Annotated in this window: 15 protein-coding genes; 7 read left to right on the top strand and 8 right to left on the bottom strand. The window is 73.3% G+C overall.

The features are described from left to right. Nucleotides 1–23 precede the first annotated feature (23 nt). The 4 genes from ACMXGY_RS06965 to ACMXGY_RS06950 all read right to left on the bottom strand — a co-directional run bounded on the left by ACMXGY_RS06965 (nucleotide 24) and on the right by ACMXGY_RS06950 (nucleotide 5,542). The gene (locus ACMXGY_RS06965) at nucleotides 24–446 is read right to left on the bottom strand and encodes a hypothetical protein (protein ID WP_483776128.1); all 423 of its coding nucleotides are present in this window, start codon (nucleotides 444–446) and stop codon (nucleotides 24–26) included. Continuing rightward, on the bottom strand, nucleotides 443–1,690 hold the full coding sequence (locus ACMXGY_RS06960; RefSeq protein ID WP_483776127.1) for a restriction endonuclease subunit S: 1,248 nt from the start codon (nucleotides 1,688–1,690) through the stop codon (nucleotides 443–445). Before ACMXGY_RS06960 ends, ACMXGY_RS06965 begins: the two co-directional genes overlap by 4 nt. After that, a complete protein-coding gene (locus ACMXGY_RS06955; RefSeq protein ID WP_483776807.1) occupies nucleotides 1,683–3,263 on the bottom strand; it encodes a class I SAM-dependent DNA methyltransferase in 1,581 nt (526 codons plus the stop codon). The genes ACMXGY_RS06960 and ACMXGY_RS06955 overlap by 8 nt, the downstream gene beginning before the upstream one ends. A gap of 92 nt (nucleotides 3,264–3,355) precedes the next feature. Further along, the gene (locus ACMXGY_RS06950; protein WP_483776126.1) at nucleotides 3,356–5,542 is read right to left on the bottom strand and encodes a hypothetical protein; all 2,187 of its coding nucleotides are present in this window, start codon (nucleotides 5,540–5,542) and stop codon (nucleotides 3,356–3,358) included. 188 nt (nucleotides 5,543–5,730) lie between these two features. Between ACMXGY_RS06950 and ACMXGY_RS06945 the strand changes: the two genes are divergently transcribed. The 3 genes from ACMXGY_RS06945 to ACMXGY_RS06935 are packed head-to-tail and all read left to right on the top strand — an operon-like array spanning nucleotide 5,731 to nucleotide 6,964. Beyond that, nucleotides 5,731–5,871 (top strand): hypothetical protein, encoded by a 141-nt coding sequence (locus tag ACMXGY_RS06945; RefSeq protein WP_483776125.1) that lies wholly within the window; start codon nucleotides 5,731–5,733, stop codon nucleotides 5,869–5,871. 40 nt (nucleotides 5,872–5,911) lie between these two features. After that, nucleotides 5,912–6,193, top strand: a complete 282-nt coding sequence (locus ACMXGY_RS06940; RefSeq protein WP_483776124.1) for a DUF3892 domain-containing protein — start codon at nucleotides 5,912–5,914, stop codon at nucleotides 6,191–6,193. 24 nt (nucleotides 6,194–6,217) lie between these two features. Beyond that, nucleotides 6,218–6,964, top strand: coding sequence for a hypothetical protein (locus ACMXGY_RS06935; protein WP_483776123.1), 747 nt, complete (start codon nucleotides 6,218–6,220; stop codon nucleotides 6,962–6,964). A 21-nt stretch (nucleotides 6,965–6,985) separates the two neighbouring features. On the opposite strand, the gene ACMXGY_RS06930 is transcribed toward ACMXGY_RS06935, so the two are convergent. The 3 genes from ACMXGY_RS06930 to ACMXGY_RS06920 form a co-directional block, all read right to left on the bottom strand. Next, nucleotides 6,986–8,161, bottom strand: coding sequence for a hypothetical protein (locus ACMXGY_RS06930; RefSeq protein WP_483776122.1), 1,176 nt, complete (start codon nucleotides 8,159–8,161; stop codon nucleotides 6,986–6,988). Between the two features lie 142 nt (nucleotides 8,162–8,303). Continuing rightward, a complete protein-coding gene (locus ACMXGY_RS06925; protein ID WP_483776121.1) occupies nucleotides 8,304–9,596 on the bottom strand; it encodes a transcriptional regulator in 1,293 nt (430 codons plus the stop codon). Between the two features lie 90 nt (nucleotides 9,597–9,686). Beyond that, on the bottom strand, nucleotides 9,687–10,610 hold the full coding sequence (locus tag ACMXGY_RS06920; RefSeq protein WP_483776120.1) for a LysR family transcriptional regulator: 924 nt from the start codon (nucleotides 10,608–10,610) through the stop codon (nucleotides 9,687–9,689). A gap of 98 nt (nucleotides 10,611–10,708) precedes the next feature. Here ACMXGY_RS06920 and ACMXGY_RS06915 point away from each other — a divergent pair, with 98 nt between their 5' ends. Next, nucleotides 10,709–12,094: an aspartate aminotransferase family protein gene (locus ACMXGY_RS06915; RefSeq protein WP_483776119.1), complete on the top strand. Its 1,386-nt coding sequence runs from the start codon at nucleotides 10,709–10,711 to the stop codon at nucleotides 12,092–12,094. Nucleotides 12,095–12,100: 6 nt separating this feature from the next. Here ACMXGY_RS06915 and ACMXGY_RS06910 read toward each other — a convergent pair whose 3' ends face one another. Beyond that, nucleotides 12,101–12,625 (bottom strand): class I SAM-dependent methyltransferase, encoded by a 525-nt coding sequence (locus ACMXGY_RS06910; protein ID WP_483776118.1) that lies wholly within the window; start codon nucleotides 12,623–12,625, stop codon nucleotides 12,101–12,103. 155 nt (nucleotides 12,626–12,780) lie between these two features. On the opposite strand from ACMXGY_RS06910, the gene ACMXGY_RS06905 reads away from it, so the two are divergent. The 3 genes from ACMXGY_RS06905 (at nucleotide 12,781) to ACMXGY_RS06895 (ending at nucleotide 19,106) form a co-directional block, all read left to right on the top strand. Further along, complete coding sequence (locus ACMXGY_RS06905) at nucleotides 12,781–13,692, top strand: sulfurtransferase (protein ID WP_483776117.1); 912 nt, start codon at nucleotides 12,781–12,783, stop codon at nucleotides 13,690–13,692. 131 nt (nucleotides 13,693–13,823) lie between these two features. Continuing rightward, complete coding sequence (locus ACMXGY_RS06900; RefSeq protein ID WP_483776116.1) at nucleotides 13,824–14,285, top strand: SufE family protein; 462 nt, start codon at nucleotides 13,824–13,826, stop codon at nucleotides 14,283–14,285. Between the two features lie 273 nt (nucleotides 14,286–14,558). Continuing rightward, nucleotides 14,559–19,106 (top strand): ThuA domain-containing protein, encoded by a 4,548-nt coding sequence (locus tag ACMXGY_RS06895; protein ID WP_483776115.1) that lies wholly within the window; start codon nucleotides 14,559–14,561, stop codon nucleotides 19,104–19,106. The last annotated feature ends 84 nt before the right edge of the window (nucleotides 19,107–19,190 follow it).

Raw genomic sequence — 19,190 nt, 5'->3', positions numbered from 1 at the left:
CGCAGAACAGCAGCGCTCGGCGGCTACCGGCGGCGGCTCCCCAGGGTCGGGAGGCCGCCGCGGGACTCGCGGGCGCGGTAGAGCGTGTCGTCGAGGTCCTCGCCGGCCGGGGCGTCGTCGAGGTCGAGGATCGCGCGCTCGCGGAACCGCGCCTCCCGGCGCTCGAGGTACGCCGGGCGGTCGGCGTCGGTCTCGTCCCGGGTACGACGGCGCGGGGTCTCGGCCAGAGCGTCCTGGCCCGGGTAGCCGGTGGCTCCGGTGCCCGACGACGCAGCCTCGCCCGCCGAGGTCTGTCGCCCCGCGCGGCGGGCGGGGCCGGCGCAGAACGCGGTACCTCCCGCGTCCAGGTGCGGCGGCCACGATCCGTCCGGGTTCGCGGCGAGCGCACGCCCGCACACCGGGCAGCCGCGACGCGACGGGGCCGTCGGGCCGGTCGGCGCGCTCACAGCCCCGCCATCTCCGCTGCCTCACGCACCCGCAGCTTCCCCGACATGAGCTGCGGCAGCAGCATGTCGCGCGTCGCCGCCAACGTCAGGTTCTCGCGTTCAGCCAGGAGTGCGCGGTCCCACAGCGCGGACAGTTCTCGATCGTGGGTACGGACATCTGCCGCGCGTGGAAGTCGAACCATCTCGTCCAGATGCTTGCGCTGGATGTGGCCCATCGTCGTCGCCTTGTCAGCAGCGACCGCTTTGAATTCAGCGAGCTTCTGCAGGACAAGCTGGTGCGCGAGCCACTGCGGAACGCCGTCGTTCGGCAAGACCTTGAAGATGTGCTGATTCACCACGCCTTCGTCGAGGAACCAACGCCGAAGCGTCAGCGAACCGGACCACGCAAAGAGGATGTCGCCAGGCCGGGCGGTGTTGTCATCACTGGCGTCAACGTCATTGAAGACCGTAGAGCCAGTGCGGCCCGAGTTGAGTTCGGCGATCCGAATCACCATGCGTCCGGTTCCGGACGCGTCCTTCGTAAAGTTTCGGCCGTTGACGAACCGTGCCACTGAGCTCAGGGGAACAAGGGCACCCGAGATCGCGAGCCGTTCAGTTGAGAGCCGGAGGAGGTCGTCGGCAGTGGCGGCGAGGCGGTTGTTTGCCGCGATCTTGTCGTCGAGTGCGCTCAAGACATCCGCGATCGCGCCCTGTTCGCGGATGTCCGGAACACAGACGTGCACCGCCTTGGCGTCTGGGTAGTACATCGTCGCGTGGACAGAGCCGTACGCGACCCGCCGGATGCTCTCCTGCTCGCCCACCAGGAGATAGTGCAGATACCGGTGATCCAGTTCCGGCCCACATACCCAGTTGACGAAATCCTGGCTGGTTGCCATCGGGACACCCATCGTCACGACGTACCCGACGGATGCGGTGCGAGAAAGGCAGACCGTTCCGGCCGGGAGCACCCGAGCCGAGGAGTTTTCGATTCCGAGCTGCGAGACGTGCTGCGCAGTGTCGCGGATGGTAAGCCCGTGATTCCCGGTCGCGTCTCGAATGCCAACCCAAGGAATCTCACCGTCCCAGTACTCGGGCTTGGCTCGGCTCGGTGTGTGGCCGCTCTCCAGGCGAGCCAAGTCTGAGAGTGCTCGCCACGCGAATCCATCTGGCGGCGGGGTCCCCGGATTTCCGATGCTGAAGGCGTACTTGCCGGGGATCACCGCTGTCGTTGCCTCTCGACCACCGGTCGTCGTGGCCCTAGCCATTGACGCGCCCCAGCTGCTCGCGGACGACCTGCTCAAGCCGGGCCGACGCCTCGAACTGCTCGAAGAGTTCCTTCGTCAACCGTGCAATCTTGTCCTCGACGGGCTCGCCGTCGTCCTCGACCTCGGCGGCGCCGACGTACCTCCCGGGGGTCAGGGCGTAGCCGGCGTCCTTGATCTCGGCCAGGCTGGCGGAGTAGGCGAAACCGGGCTCGTCCTCGTACGTCAGCCCCTGGTCGACCGCGGACTTGGTACCGCGCCAGGCGTGGAACGTGCCGGCGATCTTGGCGATGTCGTCGTCGGACAGTGCGCGCTCGGCGCGGTCGACCATGTGGCCGAGGTTTCGCGCGTCGAGGAACAGCACCTGCCCTGTGCGGTCGACGGAGCCGCGCTCCCCTGCCGCCTTGTCCTTGGCGAAGAACCACACGCACACGGGGATGCCGGTCGACCGGAAGAGCTGCGTGGGCAGCGCGACCATGCAGGAGACGAGGTCGGCCTCGACGAGCTGGGCGCGGATGTCGCCCTCGCCGCCGGAGTTGGACGACATGGAGCCGTTGGCCATGACGACGCCGGCGGAGCCGCCGGGGGCGAGCTTGGACAGGATGTGCTGGATCCAGCCGTAGTTGGCGTTCCCGGCAGGCGGGACGCCGTACCGCCAGCGGGCGTCGTCGGTGGTGCGGGCCCAGTCCTTGATGTTGAAGGGCGGGTTGGCCATGACGTAGTCCATCTGCACGTCGGGGTGCAGGTCACGCGCGAACGTGTCGCCCCAGCGCGCGCCGAGCTGGCCGGTGAGACCGTGGACGGCGAGATTCATCTTCGCCATGCGCCACGTGCGCTCGTTGAGTTCCTGCCCGTACACGGAGATCGCCTGGGGGTCGGCGCCGTGGCGCTCGAGGAACTTCTCCGCCTGGACGAACATGCCGCCGGAGCCGCAAGCCGGGTCGTACACACGCCCGGAGTAGGGCTCGAGCACCTCGACGAGCACGCGCACCACGCCGGGGGGCGTGTAGAACTCGCCGCCGCGCTTGCCCTCGGCGGCGGCGAACTTCGCGAGGAAGTACTCGTACACCTCACCGAGCACGTCGCGCGCGCGGATCGCGCCGACGCCGGTGAACCGCGCGGAGCTGAACAGGTCGACGAGCTCGCCGAGCCGGCGCTGGTCGACGCTGTTCGAGTTGAAGATCGTCGGCAGGGTCGCGGCGAGCGACGGGTTCGACCCCATGATGTGCACCATCGCGTCGTCGACGAGCTCGCCGATCGACGCGTCGTGCTCCTCCAGGGTCGCGGCACGACCCTTCGCGTGCTGCGCGAGGTAGCCCCAGCGCGCACGCGTCGGGACCCAGAACGCGCCGGACCCGCGGTACTCGTCCGGGTCCTCCAGGAGCGGCTGCGCGTCCTCCTCGCTCAGGCCGTCCGCGACGCACTCGGCGAGGATCGCGGCGCGGCGCTCCTCGAACGCGTCGGACAGGTACTTGAGGAACACGAGCCCGAGGACCACGTCCTTGTACTGGCTCGCGTCCATGGAGCCGCGGAGCTTGTCCGCGGCCTTCCACAGCGTGTCCTTGAGCTCCTTCATGGTGGTCGCCGTGCTCGGCGTCGCCACCGCCTGCTTCGTCCTCGGGGGCACTTCAGCTCGCTTCCTCGAATGGTTCTCGTGAACAGCCCTGCTCACGAGCCGGGCTCATCCTTGCGCATACGTATGACACCGGCCGTGACGCCGTCGACCAGCACCCGCTCCAGCTCCTCGAGCCGCGCGAGCTCGAGCCGGGCTGCGGCCTGCCGCGCGCGCACCTGCACGAGGGCCGCCGCGACGTCGTCCGCCTCGTCGGCCGGCACGAGCCGCACCTCCCACGAACGCCACGACGACCCGCGGGCCTGCGCCGCGACGTCGCGCGCGAGCACGTCGGGCACGAGGCGCCCGGGCCCGACGGCGTCGGGCGCCTCGTCCCGCACGGCGCCCCGCGCGGTGTCCGGTCGTCGCGGGTGGTCCGGTTCCGCCCCGCGCACGCGCAGGACCCGTGCGGGGAACGCGACGACGGAGAAGCCGGCGGTGTCGACGACGGCGGCGGGGCGCGGCGACGTGCAGAACACGACGTCACCCGGCTCGGTGACACGACCCGCGGGGTAGCGCGCGGCGAACTCCAAGCGGTCGACGACCCGAGCCCCGACCTCCGTGTCCCCGAACAGCTCGGGGACGCCGAGGACGCGCGACTCGCGCGCGGGATCGGCTCCCGGCGCCCGCACGTCGGCCTCGCGGAGCCGGTTCCCCGGCACACGCCGCACCACGCCGCGCTCGACCAGGTCTCCCAGCCGTGCGCGGCGCACCGCCCGGGCCTCACCGCGCTCGACGCGCACGTCGAGCGGGGGCCGTGGGGCGCCGTCGAGCAGCCCGACGACCTCACCCAGACGGACGGCCGCCGCGCCGCCGTCGTCGCGGGCGCCCCGCACGACCGGGCGCGCGACCTCCACGAGGCCGCGTCGGGACGCCAGCACCTCCCGTGTGTACACGAACCGGGCGAACCGGAACGCGTGCCGCGCGACGTCGTCCCGGGTGCCGAGCGCGGCGACGACGTCCGTCGCGAGGTCCTCGACCACCGCGCGCGGGAACGCCCCGGCCACGGGCGGGACCCCGGAGAGGTCGGCGACGATCGTCCACCGGTCCGCGATGTCGACGTCCGGGTCGCCGTCCCCCAGGACCCACAGCGCGAGGCGCTCGCGCGAGCGCTCCACGAGGAGGCCGGCCGGAAGCAGGACCGCGGCGCGCAGGCGGTTCGTGCGCAGCAGTGCGGAGCGCACCGACTCCGCCTCGGGCGTCGACGACGCGTCGACCAGTGCGCTCGCCGGCCCGACCACGAGCGCGTGCTGACCCCGCGCGAGACCCAGCACGACCTCCTCCACGGCCTCGAGCACGGCGACGTCGTCGAGCACGCCCGAGCCGACCGGCGGCACCTGCGTCACCACGAGCGGCAGCTCGCCATCGCGTGACCCGGCTGCATCCTCGGCTTCCAGCGTCCGCACCGACCAGCCGTGCGCCCCGAGCCGGCGCCGCGCGAGGCGGTGCGCGTCCCCGGGCGGGAGGTAGGCCGTCGGGGTCTCGACGACCTCGCCGCGCCCGAGGACGGCGGCTACGAGGTCGCCGCAGCCGGGGTGCGGGTCCGCGACGGCGCTCGCCACCGTGATGCCCGACGCCGCGCGGTCACCCACGACGGACCCGGCGAGGTCGGCGACGAGCGCCAGCGCTGCCGGGGCGAGCGCCGACCGGGTGAGCTCGGGACGGCCCGCGCGGAACCGGTCCGCGAGAAGAGCCTCGACCGCCGCACCCGGCGTGTACGCGGACCCGGCGGCGAGGTCGGCGAGCGCGCCGAACCGCTCGACGTGCGCACCCAGCGCCTCGACCTCGGCGTAGAGCGCGTCGTCGTCGGGGTCGAGCTCGTCGGCCAGGTCGAGGATCTCGTCGGTATCCAGGGACGCGAGCGGCTCCGACGCGTACGCCTGGAGCCGCAGCAGCGCGGTGAGACCCGGGAAGGCGACGTCGTCGGGCGGGCCGGCCGCGTCGTCGAGCACGGCCCGCAGCGCCAGGTCAGCGCGGAAGGCGCGGTTGTTCCCGAGGCCGCTCGCCTCGATCCAGTCCGCCACGTCGGACGCGCGGAACCGCAGGGGGTCGGGGCGGGTCATGGCGGGCGCGCTGCCGGGCACCTGGACCGACGGAGGGACCGGCGCGGGGAACGGCGTCGGGCCGCTCGCGTGCCGCCGCCTCCAGACGGACACCACCGGCCGCCGGACGCGAGCGAGCTCCGCGACGTCCGCAAGGGTCAGCCGCAGGTCCGCGAGCAGCGATGCGGTCGGGATGGGCACGGGGCCTCCTCGCTCGGAACGTGGACCTTCGGACGGACGGTCGGCCCGACTCTAGCGAGTTGCCGCTCCCTCTGCGCCGGGGCGTTGATATAGGCCCTTATCGCCATTCCTCGTGTCCGCCCGCGATCCCTGCTGCAAGTCTCCTCCTGCCCGACCACGGCGGTCGAGAGCGACACGAGGAGGAACGCATGAACCAGGTCAGCCACGTGCGGTGCCGGTGCGGGCTCATCTACCCGCTCCGTGACGGACGAGGGCTGTGCCCGCGCTGCGTGTCGCTCAGCGCCCCGCCCGACCGCACGCCGCCCGTCGAGCACGTCGTCGAGAGCTGAACCCGAACCCAGCCAGCCAGCCAGCCACGAGGAGGCCACCATGCCGTTCATCCGCTCCGTCCGGGTCGCGCACCCAGGTACCGCCAACGAGCACGTCGTCGAGGTCCGCTACTCGACCACCACGACCGGCCCGCTGCGCGCCGGCACCCGCGAGAACGTGCACGCCGCGATCCGCCGAGGCGAGCGCTTCCGCACCTTCGACGAGGTCACCCACAACCAGGCCGACGTCGTCGCCCGCGTGAGCCCCCGCGGCACCCGCTACATCGCGACCGTCGCGAACGGCATCGAGTCCGACAACCTCCTGCGTCTCCCCCGCCACTGAGCACTCCCGAGAAGGAGAACCACCATGTCCCCGTACACCCAGCCCCTGTCCGTCCGCCCGCGCACCCTCCGTACCGTCGCGACCGGACTCTCGCTCGTCGCGTCCCTCACGGCGTGCGGCGTCGTGGCCCCCGCGTCCCCCGGCGCCGACACCTCGTCCACCGCCACGACCCGGACCACGCCCGCGAGCGCCGACCCGGAGGCGACCCTCATCGGGACCTACCAGGAGGGCTACGACCTCGGGTACGAGCACGGCTCCACCACCGGCGCCCGGGCCGGCACGGACTTCCTGTCCGAACGGACCGCGGAGTTCCGCGACGGCTACGACGCCGGGTACACGACGGGCAAGGACGAGGCGGAGGCCGCCACGAAGAACCCCGTGACGTCCTTCGGCACGCCCATGGAGTGGGAGGACGGGCTCACCCTCACCGTCACCAACGACGGCTACTTCACCCCGAGCGAGTGGGCGGCGGTGGGCGACTTCCCCACGTACCTGAGCTTCACGTTCACCGTGACGAACGGGACGAGCACGACGTGGACGTCGTCCGGGTACACGCAGATCACGAGCGCCGGCGCTGCGGGCGAGGAGGTCTACGACTCCGGCCAGGGCTACGGCGGCGCGCCCACGGCCCCGCTGCTGCCGGGACAGTCGATCAGCTGGAAGCAGGGGTTCGGCGTGAGCGACCCCGCCGACCTCACGATGAGCGTCTCGGTCGACTGGGACCACGTCGACGTCGTCTACACGACGGTCGAGGACGCCTGGACGTTCTGAGTCGACGCCGTCGCCGTCGGTTCAGGCGTCGACGGCGACGGGTGCCATGGCCGCGATGCGCTCGACGTTCGCCGTGTGGGTGTCGACGCGCACCTCGCCGGTGCGCTTGTCGAGGAAGAGCACGACGTCGTCGCGGCGGGCGAACCCTGCGCGTCCCTCGGTGAGGAACTCGCGCGCGCCCCAGACGGGCAGGTACGACACGTCGTCCTCGTACCATCCGGGGCCGATCGCGAGCGTCCCGGCGAGGGCCGGCGGGTGCTCGGTGAGCCAGTTCTCGACGAGTGCGCGCGGGCTGCTCGAGCGCGGTGCGGCGGCCTCGCGCGGGCGCAGCCACCACGGTGCGCGCGTCGCGTCGCCCGCGATCACGGCCCCGAGCCAGGTCGCGAGATCGGCGAGCCGGCGGCTCTGGGCCTCGAGCCAGGTGCGCTCGTCGGCCGCGGCCGCACGGGCCGCAGGGGTCGTGCCCGGACCGGCCTCGACGGCGGCGAGCTCGGCGGCGAGCGCCGCGTTGCGCTCCTGCCAACGAGCCCCGACCCCGACCTCGCGCTGCAGGAACTGCACGCCCCGCTCCGTGGTCTCCGGCTGCGCCCCCCAGCCGACGGTGAGCGACTCCTCGGCGGAGCCGCGGGCGAGCGAGGTCCGCAGCACGGCGTCGGTCGGCTCGAGGTCGTCGACCCGCAGGACCGCGAGGTCGATCCCGACGTGGGCCGCCTGCGGGCCGAAGTACATCGCCGACAGGTACGGTGCCGCGTCCGTGAGGCCGACGAGGGCGTCGGAGACGCGCAGGCCCGCGGCCTCCTTGAGGAGCGTCAGGACGCGCGCTCCGTAGGTGACCGTCCACGTGCCCGCGAGATAGCCCCGCGCCCCCACGGGCCACGACGCGGTGGCAGCGTCGAGCGCCTCCCGGGGCGTGGCCGCACCCGTCGTCGAGAGGGGCGCGAACTCGCGCCGCCGCCCACCGGGCTCGGCCCAGTCGGCGGCGATCGCGCGGAGGGTGCGGCCCTCGAAGGCCACCCTGCTGGCGCCCGTGGCCTCGTCGACGGCGATGCTCTGGGCGGTCGGCGCGGCGACGACGTCGTACCCGCGGGCACGCAGCTCGAGCGTGGCGACGACGTGGTGGTCGTTGCCCGTGAACCGGCCGCGGTGGGCCTCGAACCCGAGGACGTCGTCGACGGTGGGCGGCGCGGCGACGGTCATGCGGCTCCTTCTCGGGTGCGGTGCCGAAGCAGGAGGAGCCGACCCCTGAGGGAAGCCGTCCGGCTGCAGGGCGCATCGCGAGAGACGCGGCGCCCGGCGCACACGGTACACGGACCCGAACGGCCCGCGGGGATCGGTACCGTCAGGCGCGCTCGCCGTCGAGCAGCTCCGCGTGAGCACGGGCGCGCGCCCAGAGCGGGCTGCCGTGGTCGGCCACGTGCTCGAGCCGTACCCACGCGACACGGTCCTCGGCGCCGTCGTCGGTGCGGGTCCAGGCGTCGAGCGAGTCCGGGTCGCCGGACGACACGGCGGCCGCCCGGACCTCGGCGGCGAGCGCGAAGCGCAGCGCCTCGACCGCCGGGGCCGTGGACCGGGCGAGCAGCGGTGCGCGGTAGCGGCGCAGGGCGCCCTGGACGTCCCCGACGGCGAAGAGGTCGCGGACGGCGTCTGCGTCGGTGAGCAGGGGTCGCCCGAGGCGGTACGTCCGCGACCCGACGACGAGCGGGCCGACGACGCGGCGCAGCGCCGCGACCTCGGCCCGGATCGCGGCGCCGGAGGGGATGCCGGGCTGCAGGAGCACGGCGAGCTCGTCGGCCGACAGGCCCTGCGGGTGCGCGGCGAGCAGCACGAGGATCTCGGCGTGCAGGAGCGGGAGGCTGTGCCGGACGCCTCGCCGGAGGCGCAGGACCGGAGCTGTGCCGAGCACGTCGAGCTCGGCGACGCGCGCGCCGCGCTCCCCGGCCGGTGCCGCGGTCGGGCCTGCGGCTGCCCGGCGCGCGATGGCTCCACGGGCCAGCTCGCGCTCGACGCTGAGGACGGCGGCGCCCAGCAGCGGCAGGACCGCGGCGCCCGCGGCCGCGCCGCGGCGACCGGTGACGTCGAGCGTGCCGAGGACGCGCCCGGTCCCGGGCTCGTGGATCGGCACGGCCGCACAGCTGAACGCCTGCACGGGACGCGCGAAGTGCTCGGCGCCGAGCACCTGGACCGGGCTGCGGGCGGCGAGCGCGGTGCCCGGTGCGTTCGTACCCGCCCGGTCCTCGCGCCAGACGGAGCCCTCGACGAACCCGACGCGCGCGGCCTCGTCGCGCACGGCCCGGTTGCCCTCGACCCACAGGAGCCGGCCGGCGTCGTCGGACACGGCGACGACGAGGCCGTCGTCCGCCGCGACGTCGACGACGAGCTCGCGCACCACCGGCATGAGGGCGGCGAGCGGGTCGGCGTCGCGGTACGCGGCGAGGTCGTCGCCCGAGAAGGATGTCTCGGTGTACGGGCGGTCGGGATCGACACCGTTGCGCACGGAACGCGACCAGGAGGCGGCGACGACCGGGTCGACGTCGGTGGGCGGGATGCCGCTGTCGAGGAACGACGCGTACGCGGCCCGGACGGAGCGTGCGTCGCGTCGGACCTCCGGCCCGCGCGCATCGTGTCCGGGCACGGGCGCACCCACGCGCGGTGCCGGCTCTGACGTCCGCGGCATGGGGTCTCCGGCCTCGTCGGGCGATGGTGCGGCCAGTGTAGGCCGCGGTCAGGTCGGCGCGAGGTGGGCGCGCGCGGCGCGGCGCAGCCCGGCGACCACGAGCTCGGTGGCGGTAGTGGTCGGCGCGCCGCGGCGGACCGCGGCGTACACGTGGCGGGTGCGGGCCGGGCGGAGCGGCCTCGCGACGACGCCGTACCGGTCGACGACCGCGAGCCCGGGCAGGAGCGCGACGGACAGCCCTGCCTCGACGTGCGCGAGCAGCAGCTCGTGGCTCGGCAGGCGCGCGACGACCCGGGGCTCGAACCCGGCGCCGCGGCACACGCTCTCGACGAGCGTCGACAGGTAGGTGCCGGGCAGGTCGGAGGCCCAGGAGGCGTCGGCGAGCGCGGCCAGGTCCACCGCGCCCGTCGGCTGCTCCGACGACGCGCCCGACGACGCGCCCGACGGTGCCACGAGGAGGATCGGGTCGTCGAGCAGCGGGACCGTCCGCACGTCGGGGCCGGTCGGGCGGGCTCCCTCGAGCAGGTCGGCGGTGACGGCCACGTCGACGTCCGCGCGCCGCAGCGCCGGGCCGCTCTCCCGCGGGTCGAGCTCGACGACGTCGATCCCGACCTGCGGGTGCTCCCGCGCCAGTCGCTGCGCGAGCGGGATGACCAGCGCGCGTACCGCGCTGGAGAATGCGGCGACGCGGACGGTGCCCGCGGGTTCTCCGTCGGGGTGCGCGAGCTCGGCCTCGGCGAGCGCCATCTGGTCGAGGATCACCCGTGCGTGGCGCGCGAGCGTGCGCCCGGCGGGCGTCAGCCGGACACGACGCCCCGACCGCTCCAGCAGGCTCGCGCCGGTCTCGGCCTCGAGCGCGGCGAGCTGTGCGGAGACGGCGGACGGGCTCAGGTGCAACGACGCGCCGACGGCGCGCACGGTCCCGAGGCTCTCGAGCCGGCTGAGCATCTCCAGGCGCGCGGCGTTGAGCACGGTCCTCCTCGTCGTCCGGACCACTGTCGGGAATACCTGCACAGACTGTACGAGAACCGGTGCTGTACGCGCACAGGGGCGCTCTCTACGCTCGGGACATGACTGCCGTCCCGCCCACCGCCGCCGTTGCCGCCGCTCCCCCGGAGCCTGCAGCGCCGGCGACTTCCCCCGGTCGCTTCTGGTCCGACGTCGACCAGCACCTCGTGCGGTACGGCGGGCCGTTCACGCCCGAGATCGTCGAGAGCGCGGCGGGCAGCTTCGTCACGACCGCCGAGGGTCGCCGGATCCTCGACTTCACCTCGGGACAGATGAGCGCGATCCTCGGCCACAGCCACCCGGCGATCGTGGAGACGGTCCGCCGGCAGGTGGGCACGCTCGACCACCTGTTCAGCGGGATGCTCTCGCGGCCCGTCGTCGACCTCGCGCGCCGCCTCGCCGACACGCTGCCCGACCCGCTCGAGAAGGTCCTCCTCCTCACGACCGGCGCCGAGTCGAACGAGGCCGCGATCCGGATGGCCAAGCTCGTCACGGGCCGGCACGAGGTCGTCTCGCTCGCCGGGTCGTGGCACGGCATGACGCACGCGGCGGCCGCCGCGACGTACAGTGCCGGCCGCCGCGGGTACGGCCCGACGGCGCCCGGGAACCTCGTCATCCCGGTCCCGAACGCCTACCGCCCCGACCACCTGACCCCGGACGGCGACCATGACTGGCGCCGTCAGCTCGACCTCGCGTTCGACCTCGTCGACGTCCAGTCCACGGGCAGCCTCGCCGCGTGCATCGTCGAGCCGATCCTCAGCTCGGGCGGGATCGTCGAGCTCCCGCCGGGCTACCTCGCGGCGCTGCGCGAGAAGTGCCACGAGCGCGGGATGCTGCTGATCCTCGACGAGGCGCAGACGGCACTGTGCCGGACCGGCTCCTGGTACGCGTTCGAGGGACGGCCGGACGAGGAGCCCGTGGTCCCGGACATCCTCACGCTCTCCAAGACGCTCGGCGCGGGCCTGCCGCTCGCGGCCGTCGTGACCAGCGCGGAGATCGAGGAGCGCGCGCACGAGCGCGGCTTCCTCTTCTTCACGACGCACGTCTCCGACCCGCTCGTCGCGGCGGTCGGGAACACCGTGCTCGACGTGCTCGAGACGGAGCGGATGGACGCCCGCGTCCGGGTGCTCGGCGACCGCCTCCGCGCCGGCCTGCTCGACCTCCAGGACCGCCACGCCGTGATCGGGGACGTGCGGGGTCGAGGTCTGCTCCAGGGCATCGAGCTCGTCCTCGACCGCGGGACGAAGGAGGGCGCGGACGCCCTCGGCGCGCTCGTCACACGTCGCGCGCTCGAGCTCGGCCTGCACATGAACGTCGTCCAGCTGCGCGGGATGGGCGGCGTCTTCCGCATCGCCCCGCCGCTCACCATCACCGAGGACGAGCTCGACGTCGGCCTCGGCCTCCTCGACCAGGCGCTCGGCGACGCGTCGCGCGAGCTCCTGGGATAGGTCCGCTCAGGCCGGGGTGCGGCGGGCGCCGACGACGAGCACGCCGTCGCGCACCACGACCGGCTCGCCCAGCCCCGGGACGGCGAGCGACGCCCGGACCGCGTCGACGACGCGCAGGTCGTCGTCGCCGTGCGGCGTCTCGTAGACGAGCCAGAGCGCACCGCGCGGGACGAGCAGCCCCGCGAGGGCGCTCGCCTCCGCGAGCGCCGTCCGGGTCCAGAAGACGTTGACGTTCACCGCGAAGGCGACGTCGAACGGCCCGCCGAGCGCGTCCGCGAGGCCCGGCTCGGCGACGTCGCCCTCCCGCACGACGAGCCGGCCGTCGTCGACCGCGGAGCGGTTGCGCGCCGTCGTCCGGGTGACCGCCGTGGCGGACCGGTCGAGCGCCACGTACCGCACTCCTGGATGGCGCGCGAGCACCACCTCGGCGGCGACGCCGGGGCCCGGCCCGATCTCGAGCACGCGCTCGCCACCGCGCAGGTCGAGGAGGTCGACCGCGCGCAGGATCCGGGCGGGGACGGAGGACGTCACGTCCGCCAGTCTGCCCGACGGAGGCGGCGCTGGACCGAGGAGGGTCGGGCCGCGCGTTACACCGTCTCACCATGCGCGACGGCGCTTCCGTGATGCGGACACCCGACCTAGCCTGACGCTCGGACCGGCCCATCAGCCCGCGCACGGAGGAACCCATGCCTGCACCGCTCGACACCACCGAGAAGATCACGCAGTACGCCCACCCCGACCGGCTCGTGAGCACCGACTGGCTCGCCGAGCACCTCGGGCAGCCGGGCATCGTCGTCGTGGAGTCCGACGAGGACGTCCTGCTCTACGAGACCGGCCACATCCCGGGCGCCGTGAAGATCGACTGGCACACCGACCTCAACGACCCGGACACGCGCGACTACATCGACGGCAAGGGCTTCGCCCAGCTCCTCGGCAGCAAGGGCATCGCGCGCGACACGACGATCGTCGTCTACGGCGACAAGAACAACTGGTGGGCCGCGTACGCCGCGTGGGTCTTCACGCTGTTCGGCCACGAGGACGTGCGCCTGCTCGACGGCGGCCGCGGCAAGTGGATCGCCGAGGGCCGCGAGACCACGACGGACGCCCCGGAGCCCGAGGGCGTCGAGTACCCGGTCGTCGAGCGCGACGACGTGACGATCCGCGCGTTCAAGGAGGACGTCCTCGCGCACATCGGCAACGGCCCGCTCGTCGACATCCGCTCCCCGCAGGAGTACACGGGCGAGCGCCTGCACATCCCGGACTACCCCGAGGAGGGCGTGCTCCGCGGCGGCCACATCCCCACGGCGCGCAACGTCCCGTGGGCGACGGCGGTCGCCGAGGACGGCACGTACAAGTCGCGCGAGCAGCTCGAGGCGATCTACCAGGAGGGCGGCCTCGGCCTGGCGACCGACGACGAGGTCGTCACGTACTGCCGCATCGGCGAGCGGTCGAGCCACACGTGGTTCGCGCTGACGTACCTGCTCGGCTTCGACAAGGTCCGCAACTACGACGGCTCGTGGACGGAGTGGGGCAACGCCGTGCGCGTGCCCATCGTCAAGGGCGAGGAGGCCGGCGAGGCCCCCGCGTCGCTCGGCTGACGCACCGCACGCCCCGCGTGCCCGACGGCGCGCGGCCGGGTCTCCCTGACGGGACCGGGCCGCGCGCCGTCGGCGTTCCGCACCGTGGGACCTCTCCCCCGACACCGCGTGCCGGTGCGAGGATCGACACCATGAGTTCTTCCGCCGACTCCTCGCCGTCCCTGCCAGCGTCCCTCGCGGAGATCCGCGAGGACTTCCTCGCGCTGCCCGAGCGTGAGCGGCTGCAGCTGCTGCTCGAGTTCGCGAACGAGCTCCCCGACCTCCCGGAGCGGTACGCGAGCGCCCCGGGGCTGCTCGAGCGCATCGAGGAGTGCCAGTCGCCCGTCCGTGCGTTCGCGGAGGTCGACGGCGACGGCGTCGTGCACTTCTTCGCGACCGCGCCCGCCGAGGCGCCGACCACGCGCGGCTTCGCGTCGATCCTCGCGCAGGGCCTCTCCGGTCTCACGGTCCAGGAAGTTCTGGACGTCCCCGACGACTTCCCCATGTCGATCGGCCTCACACGCGCCGTCAGCCCCCTGCGCATCGGCGGCATGAACGGCATGCTCACCCGCGCCAAGCGACAGGTCCGCGAGCAGGTCGCGTCGCGCGGCTGATCTGCGCGGGAGGGGCCGACGAGCCCAGCTATCGGTATCGACATCGGTTTCCACGGAAATTGTTCGGCGAATGCGCACAATAGGCCTTGTGGATAGTTCAGCGGATTGACATTATCGCGGTCGTCACGCTGTTCCGATCACAAAGGTGTCGATCGCCATGCAACCAGTCCGACGCGCTCTGGCGCTCGTGTCGTCCCTCTCGCTCGTCGTCGTCGGCACGCTCCTCGCGCCGCCCGCGGCGGCGGCCGACGACCCACCCCACCCCCGGCGCCGGTGGAGGCCGAGCAACGCCTGCTCGTCTTCTCCAAGACGGCCGCGTTCCGCCACGGCTCGATCCCCCAGGGCGTCGCCGCCATCGAGGCGATAGGCCTCGAGAACGGCATCGCGGTCGACACGACCGAGGACGCCGCCGCCTTCACCCCCGAGAACCTCGCGAACTACGACGCGGTGGCCTTCATGTCGACCACCGGGGACGTGCTCGACGACGGTCAGCAGGCCGCGTTCGAGGAGTACATCCGTGCGGGTGGCGGCTACGTCGGGGTGCACGCCGCGAGCGACACCGAGTACACCTGGCCCTGGTACGGCGACCTCGTCGGCGCGTACTTCAGCGGCCACCCCGCCGTCCAGCCTGCCGCCCTCCACGTGGAGGACCGCACCCACCCGTCCACCGCGCACCTGCCGCAGCGCTGGGAGCGGACCGACGAGTGGTACAACTTCGGCGACAACCCGCGGGGCGACGTGCACGTCCTCCTGACGCTCGACGAGACGTCGTACTCCGGCGGCGGCATGGGCGCCGACCACCCGCTCGCCTGGTGCCAGTACCACGAGGGCGGTCGTTCCTGGTACACCGGCCTCGGGCACACTCCCGAGAGCTTCGTGGAGCCCGCGTTCGTCGAGCACCTGACCGGCGGGATCCTCTGGGCGACCGGCGCGGCGTCGAACGACTGCGGCGGCACCATCGACGCCAACTACCAGAAGGTCGTCCTCGACGACGAGGTGGCGAGCCCGATGGGCCTCCAGGTCGCCGCCGACGGGCGTGTCCTGTACATCGAGCGCGCAGGCCAGCTGCGCGTCATCGACCCCGTCACCGGGACGACGTCGACGGCGGGCCGCCTCCAGGTCCACTCCGCGCAGGAGAACGGCCTGCTCGGCATCGAGCTCGACCCCGACTTCGCGACCAACGGCTGGGTCTACCTCTTCTACACGCCGCACGGCGACCTGATCGACGCACCGCACCAGCGGCTGTCCCGGTTCACGCTCGAGGGCGACACGCTCGACCTCGCGAGCGAGAAGATCCTGCTCCAGATCCCGCACCAGCGCGACGAGTGCTGCCACTCCGGCGGCTACCTCGACTTCGACGGCGACGGCGACCTGTGGATCTCCGTCGGCGACGACTCGTCGCCCGGTGGTGCGCCGGGCGGCTACGCGCCGATCGACGAGCGTCCCGGCAGCGAGGTCTACGACGCCCAGCGCAGCTCGGCCAACACGAACGACCTGCGCGGCAAGCTGCTGCAGATCACCCCGACCGACGACGGCACGTACACGGTCCCGCCGGGCAACCTCGTCGACACCGAGTGGGCCGCCGGGCAGGACACGACCAAGATCCGTCCCGAGATCTACGCCATGGGCCTGCGCAACCCGTTCCGCTTCGCCGTCGACCAGGCGGGCGCCGTCTACCTCGGCGACTACGGGCCTGACGCGAGCGTCGCCGACGCCCGCGGCATCGACGGCCGCGTCGAGTGGAACGTCATGACCGAGCCGGGCAACTACGGCTGGCCGTACTGCCACGGCGGGGGCGCGTACGTCGACTTCGACTACGCGACGAACGTCGCGGGCGCGGAGTTCGACTGCTCCGCCCCGGTGAACGACTCCCCCAACAACACCGGGCTCGCGAACCTCCCCCCGGTCATCGACCCGCTGACGTCGTACGGGCGCTCGCTGCGCGACCCGGACGTCGGCACGGGCGGCGCGCCCATGGGCGGCCCGGCGTACACGTTCGACGAGACGCTCGAGTCGGACCGCCAGTGGCCGCGGTCGATGGCGGACAAGCCCTTCTTCTACGAGTGGGGCCAGAACCGCCTCTACCAGCTGCACCTCGACGAGGCCGGCGCGAGGACGGACATCACCCGGGTGCTGGCGTCCATGCAGCTCACCCGGCCGCACGCGATGGTCTTCGGCGAGCACGACGGCGCGATGTACCTCATCGAGTGGGGCTCCGGCTTCGGCGGCAACAACCCCGACGCCCAGGTGGTGCGCATCGACTACACGGGAGGCAACGACCGGCCGCTCGCGAAGGTCACGGCGACGCCCCGGTCGGGCGGCGTCCCGCTCGTGGTCGAGTTCTCCAGCGCGGGGACCGCGCACCCGCAGGGCGGCGACCTCACCTACGCGTGGGACTTCGGCGACGGCGCGACGTCGACCGACCCGAACCCCACGCACACGTACACGGCCGAGGGCGACTACACGGCCGTCCTCACGGTGACGGACGTCCAGGGCCGCACCGGGACCGCGAACACGAGCATCTCGGTGGGCAACACGGCGCCCGAGGTCGACGTCCTGTGGCCCGCCCACGGGACCGTCTTCACCTACGGCGACACGGTCGACTTCGAGGTCGCGGTGACGGACGCCGAGGAGGGCTCCACGGCCGCCGGCGACATCGACTGCTCGAAGATCACGGTCGAGCTCATCCTCGGCCACGACGACCACGGGCACCCGATGAAGGAGGCGTTCGGCTGCTCCGGCTCGTTCGTCCTCGAGCCCGACAGCGGTCACACGGACACCGACCGCATCACCTACGCGATCGAGGCCCGGTACACCGACGGCGGCTCCCCCGCGGGCGTCGTCGCGCCGCTCACCGGTCGTGACGTCGTCGCGATGCAGCCCGCGCGCAAGCAGGCCGAGCACTACACGCTCGGCGCCGAGGTCCGCAGCGAGGCGACGGCCGACCCGCTCGGCGGCGACCTCAACGTCGGGTTCATCCGCAACGGCAGCGCGATGACGTACGAGGGCTTCAACTTCGCGAACGTCGACGCCCTGCGCTTCCGGGTCGCGTCGCCGAACGACACGAGCCGCATCGAGATCCGCAAGGACTCCGCCGACGGCGAGCTGCTCGGGACCGCGGCCGTGCCGCGGACCGGGGGCTTCCAGGCCTGGGACTGGGTCGAGGCCACGGTCGACGACCCGGGCGGCACGTTCGACCTCGTGCTGCTGTTCAAGGGCGCGGACGGGTACCTGCTCAACCTCAACTGGTTCGACGTCGTCGGCGAGGGTGCGGCAGGCGGTCCGCCGCTCGTCGTGCCGACGCCGGTCGCCGAGGTCTCCCCGGCCGAGCCGGAGGCCGGCGGCTGGTACCGCGACGCCGTGACCCTCTCCCTGGCGTCGCCGGCAGGCGACGCGGTCGAGTACCAGGCGGGAGCGACCGGGGCCTGGACCCCGTACACCGACCCGGTGGTCTTCGAGGAGGACGGGCGCTACGAGGTGGCGTTCCGGGCCGTGCGCGGCGAGGACGTCTCCAACCGCGGCACCGTCGTGGTCCAGGTCGACGGGACTGCGCCGGCGACGATCGCCGAGCTCACGGCGCTGACCGAGGGCGACACCTTCACCGGAGACGTCTCGGTCACGCTCGACGCGACGGACGCCACGTCCGGCGTGGCGGCGACGACCGTCCGGGTCGACGGCGGCGACGAGGTCGCCTACGACGGCACCGTGACGGTGAGCGGCGACGGCGAGCACGTCGTCGAGTACCGCTCGACCGACACCGCGGGGAACGCCGAGCCCTGGAAGAGCGTGCGGTTCGCGAGCCCGAGCGGTCAGCGACCGCAGATCACGCTGAGCGACCCGCCGCTCGGGGGCGTCGTGCCGTTCGGCAGGGCCGTGCGGTACGAGGCCGCGGTCGCGGACCCAGGGGCCGACTGCGCCGACGTCCGCGCCCGCCTGGTCGTCACGGCGGGCGACCGCACGTGGCGCGGCGAGCCGACCGACGGCTGCTCGGGCCTGGTCACGATGGAGCGGCCCGAGGACGCGGGGCCGACGGACCGCCTGCGGTACGAGCTCGAGGTCGTGTACGCCCGCGGCGGGCACGACGGCGAGGTGCGCAACCTGGCCCAGGCGCGCACGAGCGTGCGCCTGCAGCCGTCGCTGATCGAGGCGGAGCACGCCGACTCGACGGTCCGGACGGAGCCGACGGGCGACTCGATCGGCGGCGGGCTCAACGTCGGCTGGCTCAAGGACGGCGCGTCGATCAGCTACGCGGACGTCAACCTCGCGGGCATCGACACCGTCCGCTTCCGCATGGCCTCCAGCAGCATCGGCGGCACGCTCGAGCTCCGTGCGGGGACGAAGGACGGCGCGCTGATCGGCTCGGTGCCGATCACCAGCACCGGCGGCGGACAGTCGTACCGGTGGTTCGACGCCCCCGTGACCGACCCGGGCGGACCCATCACGCTCGTCCTCGTCTTCCGGGCGACGGGCACGCACTACATCGCCAACGTCAACCTGTTCGAGCTCGTCGGCGACGGCGTCTCCGTCGAGCCGGCGCCCGAGGAGCTCGCGATCTCGACCGTGGTCGAGCCGCGCTGCCTCGCGGGCAAGGCCTACGTGGCGGTCCGGGCGACGAACGACGACACCGTCCCGGCGGACATCACCCTCACGACGCCGTTCGGCACCCGGACGGTCACGGGCGTCGCGCCGGGGGCGAGCGCCTACCAGGCGTTCGCGGTCCGGTCCACGTCGGTCGCTGCCGGGTCGGCGCACGTGAGCGCCGGGGGCGACGGACGGGAGTTCGCCGCCGACGTCGCGCACGCCGCGCTCGCCTGCGGCTGACGGGAGACCGGGAGGTCCGGGAGGTCCGGGAGGCGGCAGTCCGACGTCGCCTCCCGGGCCTTCCGGGCGTCGTGGTGCGAACGG

The sequence above is a fragment of the Cellulosimicrobium sp. G4 BAM 1002 genome (genome assembly GCF_057126935.1).
Note: the sequence above shows the minus strand (reverse complement) of the source record. Positions and strands in the feature narration are given on the sequence as shown.

What these genes read in the sequence shown, in the direction of transcription:
- ACMXGY_RS06915 (WP_483776119.1), top strand. Translation starts at nt 10,709, where the DNA reads ATGACTGCCGTCCCGCCCACCGCCGCCGTTGCCGCCGCTCCCCCGGAG.
- ACMXGY_RS06940 (WP_483776124.1), top strand. Translation starts at nt 5,912, where the DNA reads ATGCCGTTCATCCGCTCCGTCCGGGTCGCGCACCCAGGTACCGCCAAC.
- ACMXGY_RS06955 (WP_483776807.1), bottom strand. Translation starts at nt 3,263, where the DNA reads ATGAAGGAGCTCAAGGACACGCTGTGGAAGGCCGCGGACAAGCTCCGC.
- ACMXGY_RS06935 (WP_483776123.1), top strand. Translation starts at nt 6,218, where the DNA reads ATGTCCCCGTACACCCAGCCCCTGTCCGTCCGCCCGCGCACCCTCCGT.
- ACMXGY_RS06905 (WP_483776117.1), top strand. Translation starts at nt 12,781, where the DNA reads ATGCCTGCACCGCTCGACACCACCGAGAAGATCACGCAGTACGCCCAC.
- ACMXGY_RS06960 (WP_483776127.1), bottom strand. Translation starts at nt 1,690, where the DNA reads ATGGCTAGGGCCACGACGACCGGTGGTCGAGAGGCAACGACAGCGGTG.
- ACMXGY_RS06945 (WP_483776125.1), top strand. Translation starts at nt 5,731, where the DNA reads ATGAACCAGGTCAGCCACGTGCGGTGCCGGTGCGGGCTCATCTACCCG.
- ACMXGY_RS06900 (WP_483776116.1), top strand. Translation starts at nt 13,824, where the DNA reads ATGAGTTCTTCCGCCGACTCCTCGCCGTCCCTGCCAGCGTCCCTCGCG.
- ACMXGY_RS06930 (WP_483776122.1), bottom strand. Translation starts at nt 8,161, where the DNA reads ATGACCGTCGCCGCGCCGCCCACCGTCGACGACGTCCTCGGGTTCGAG.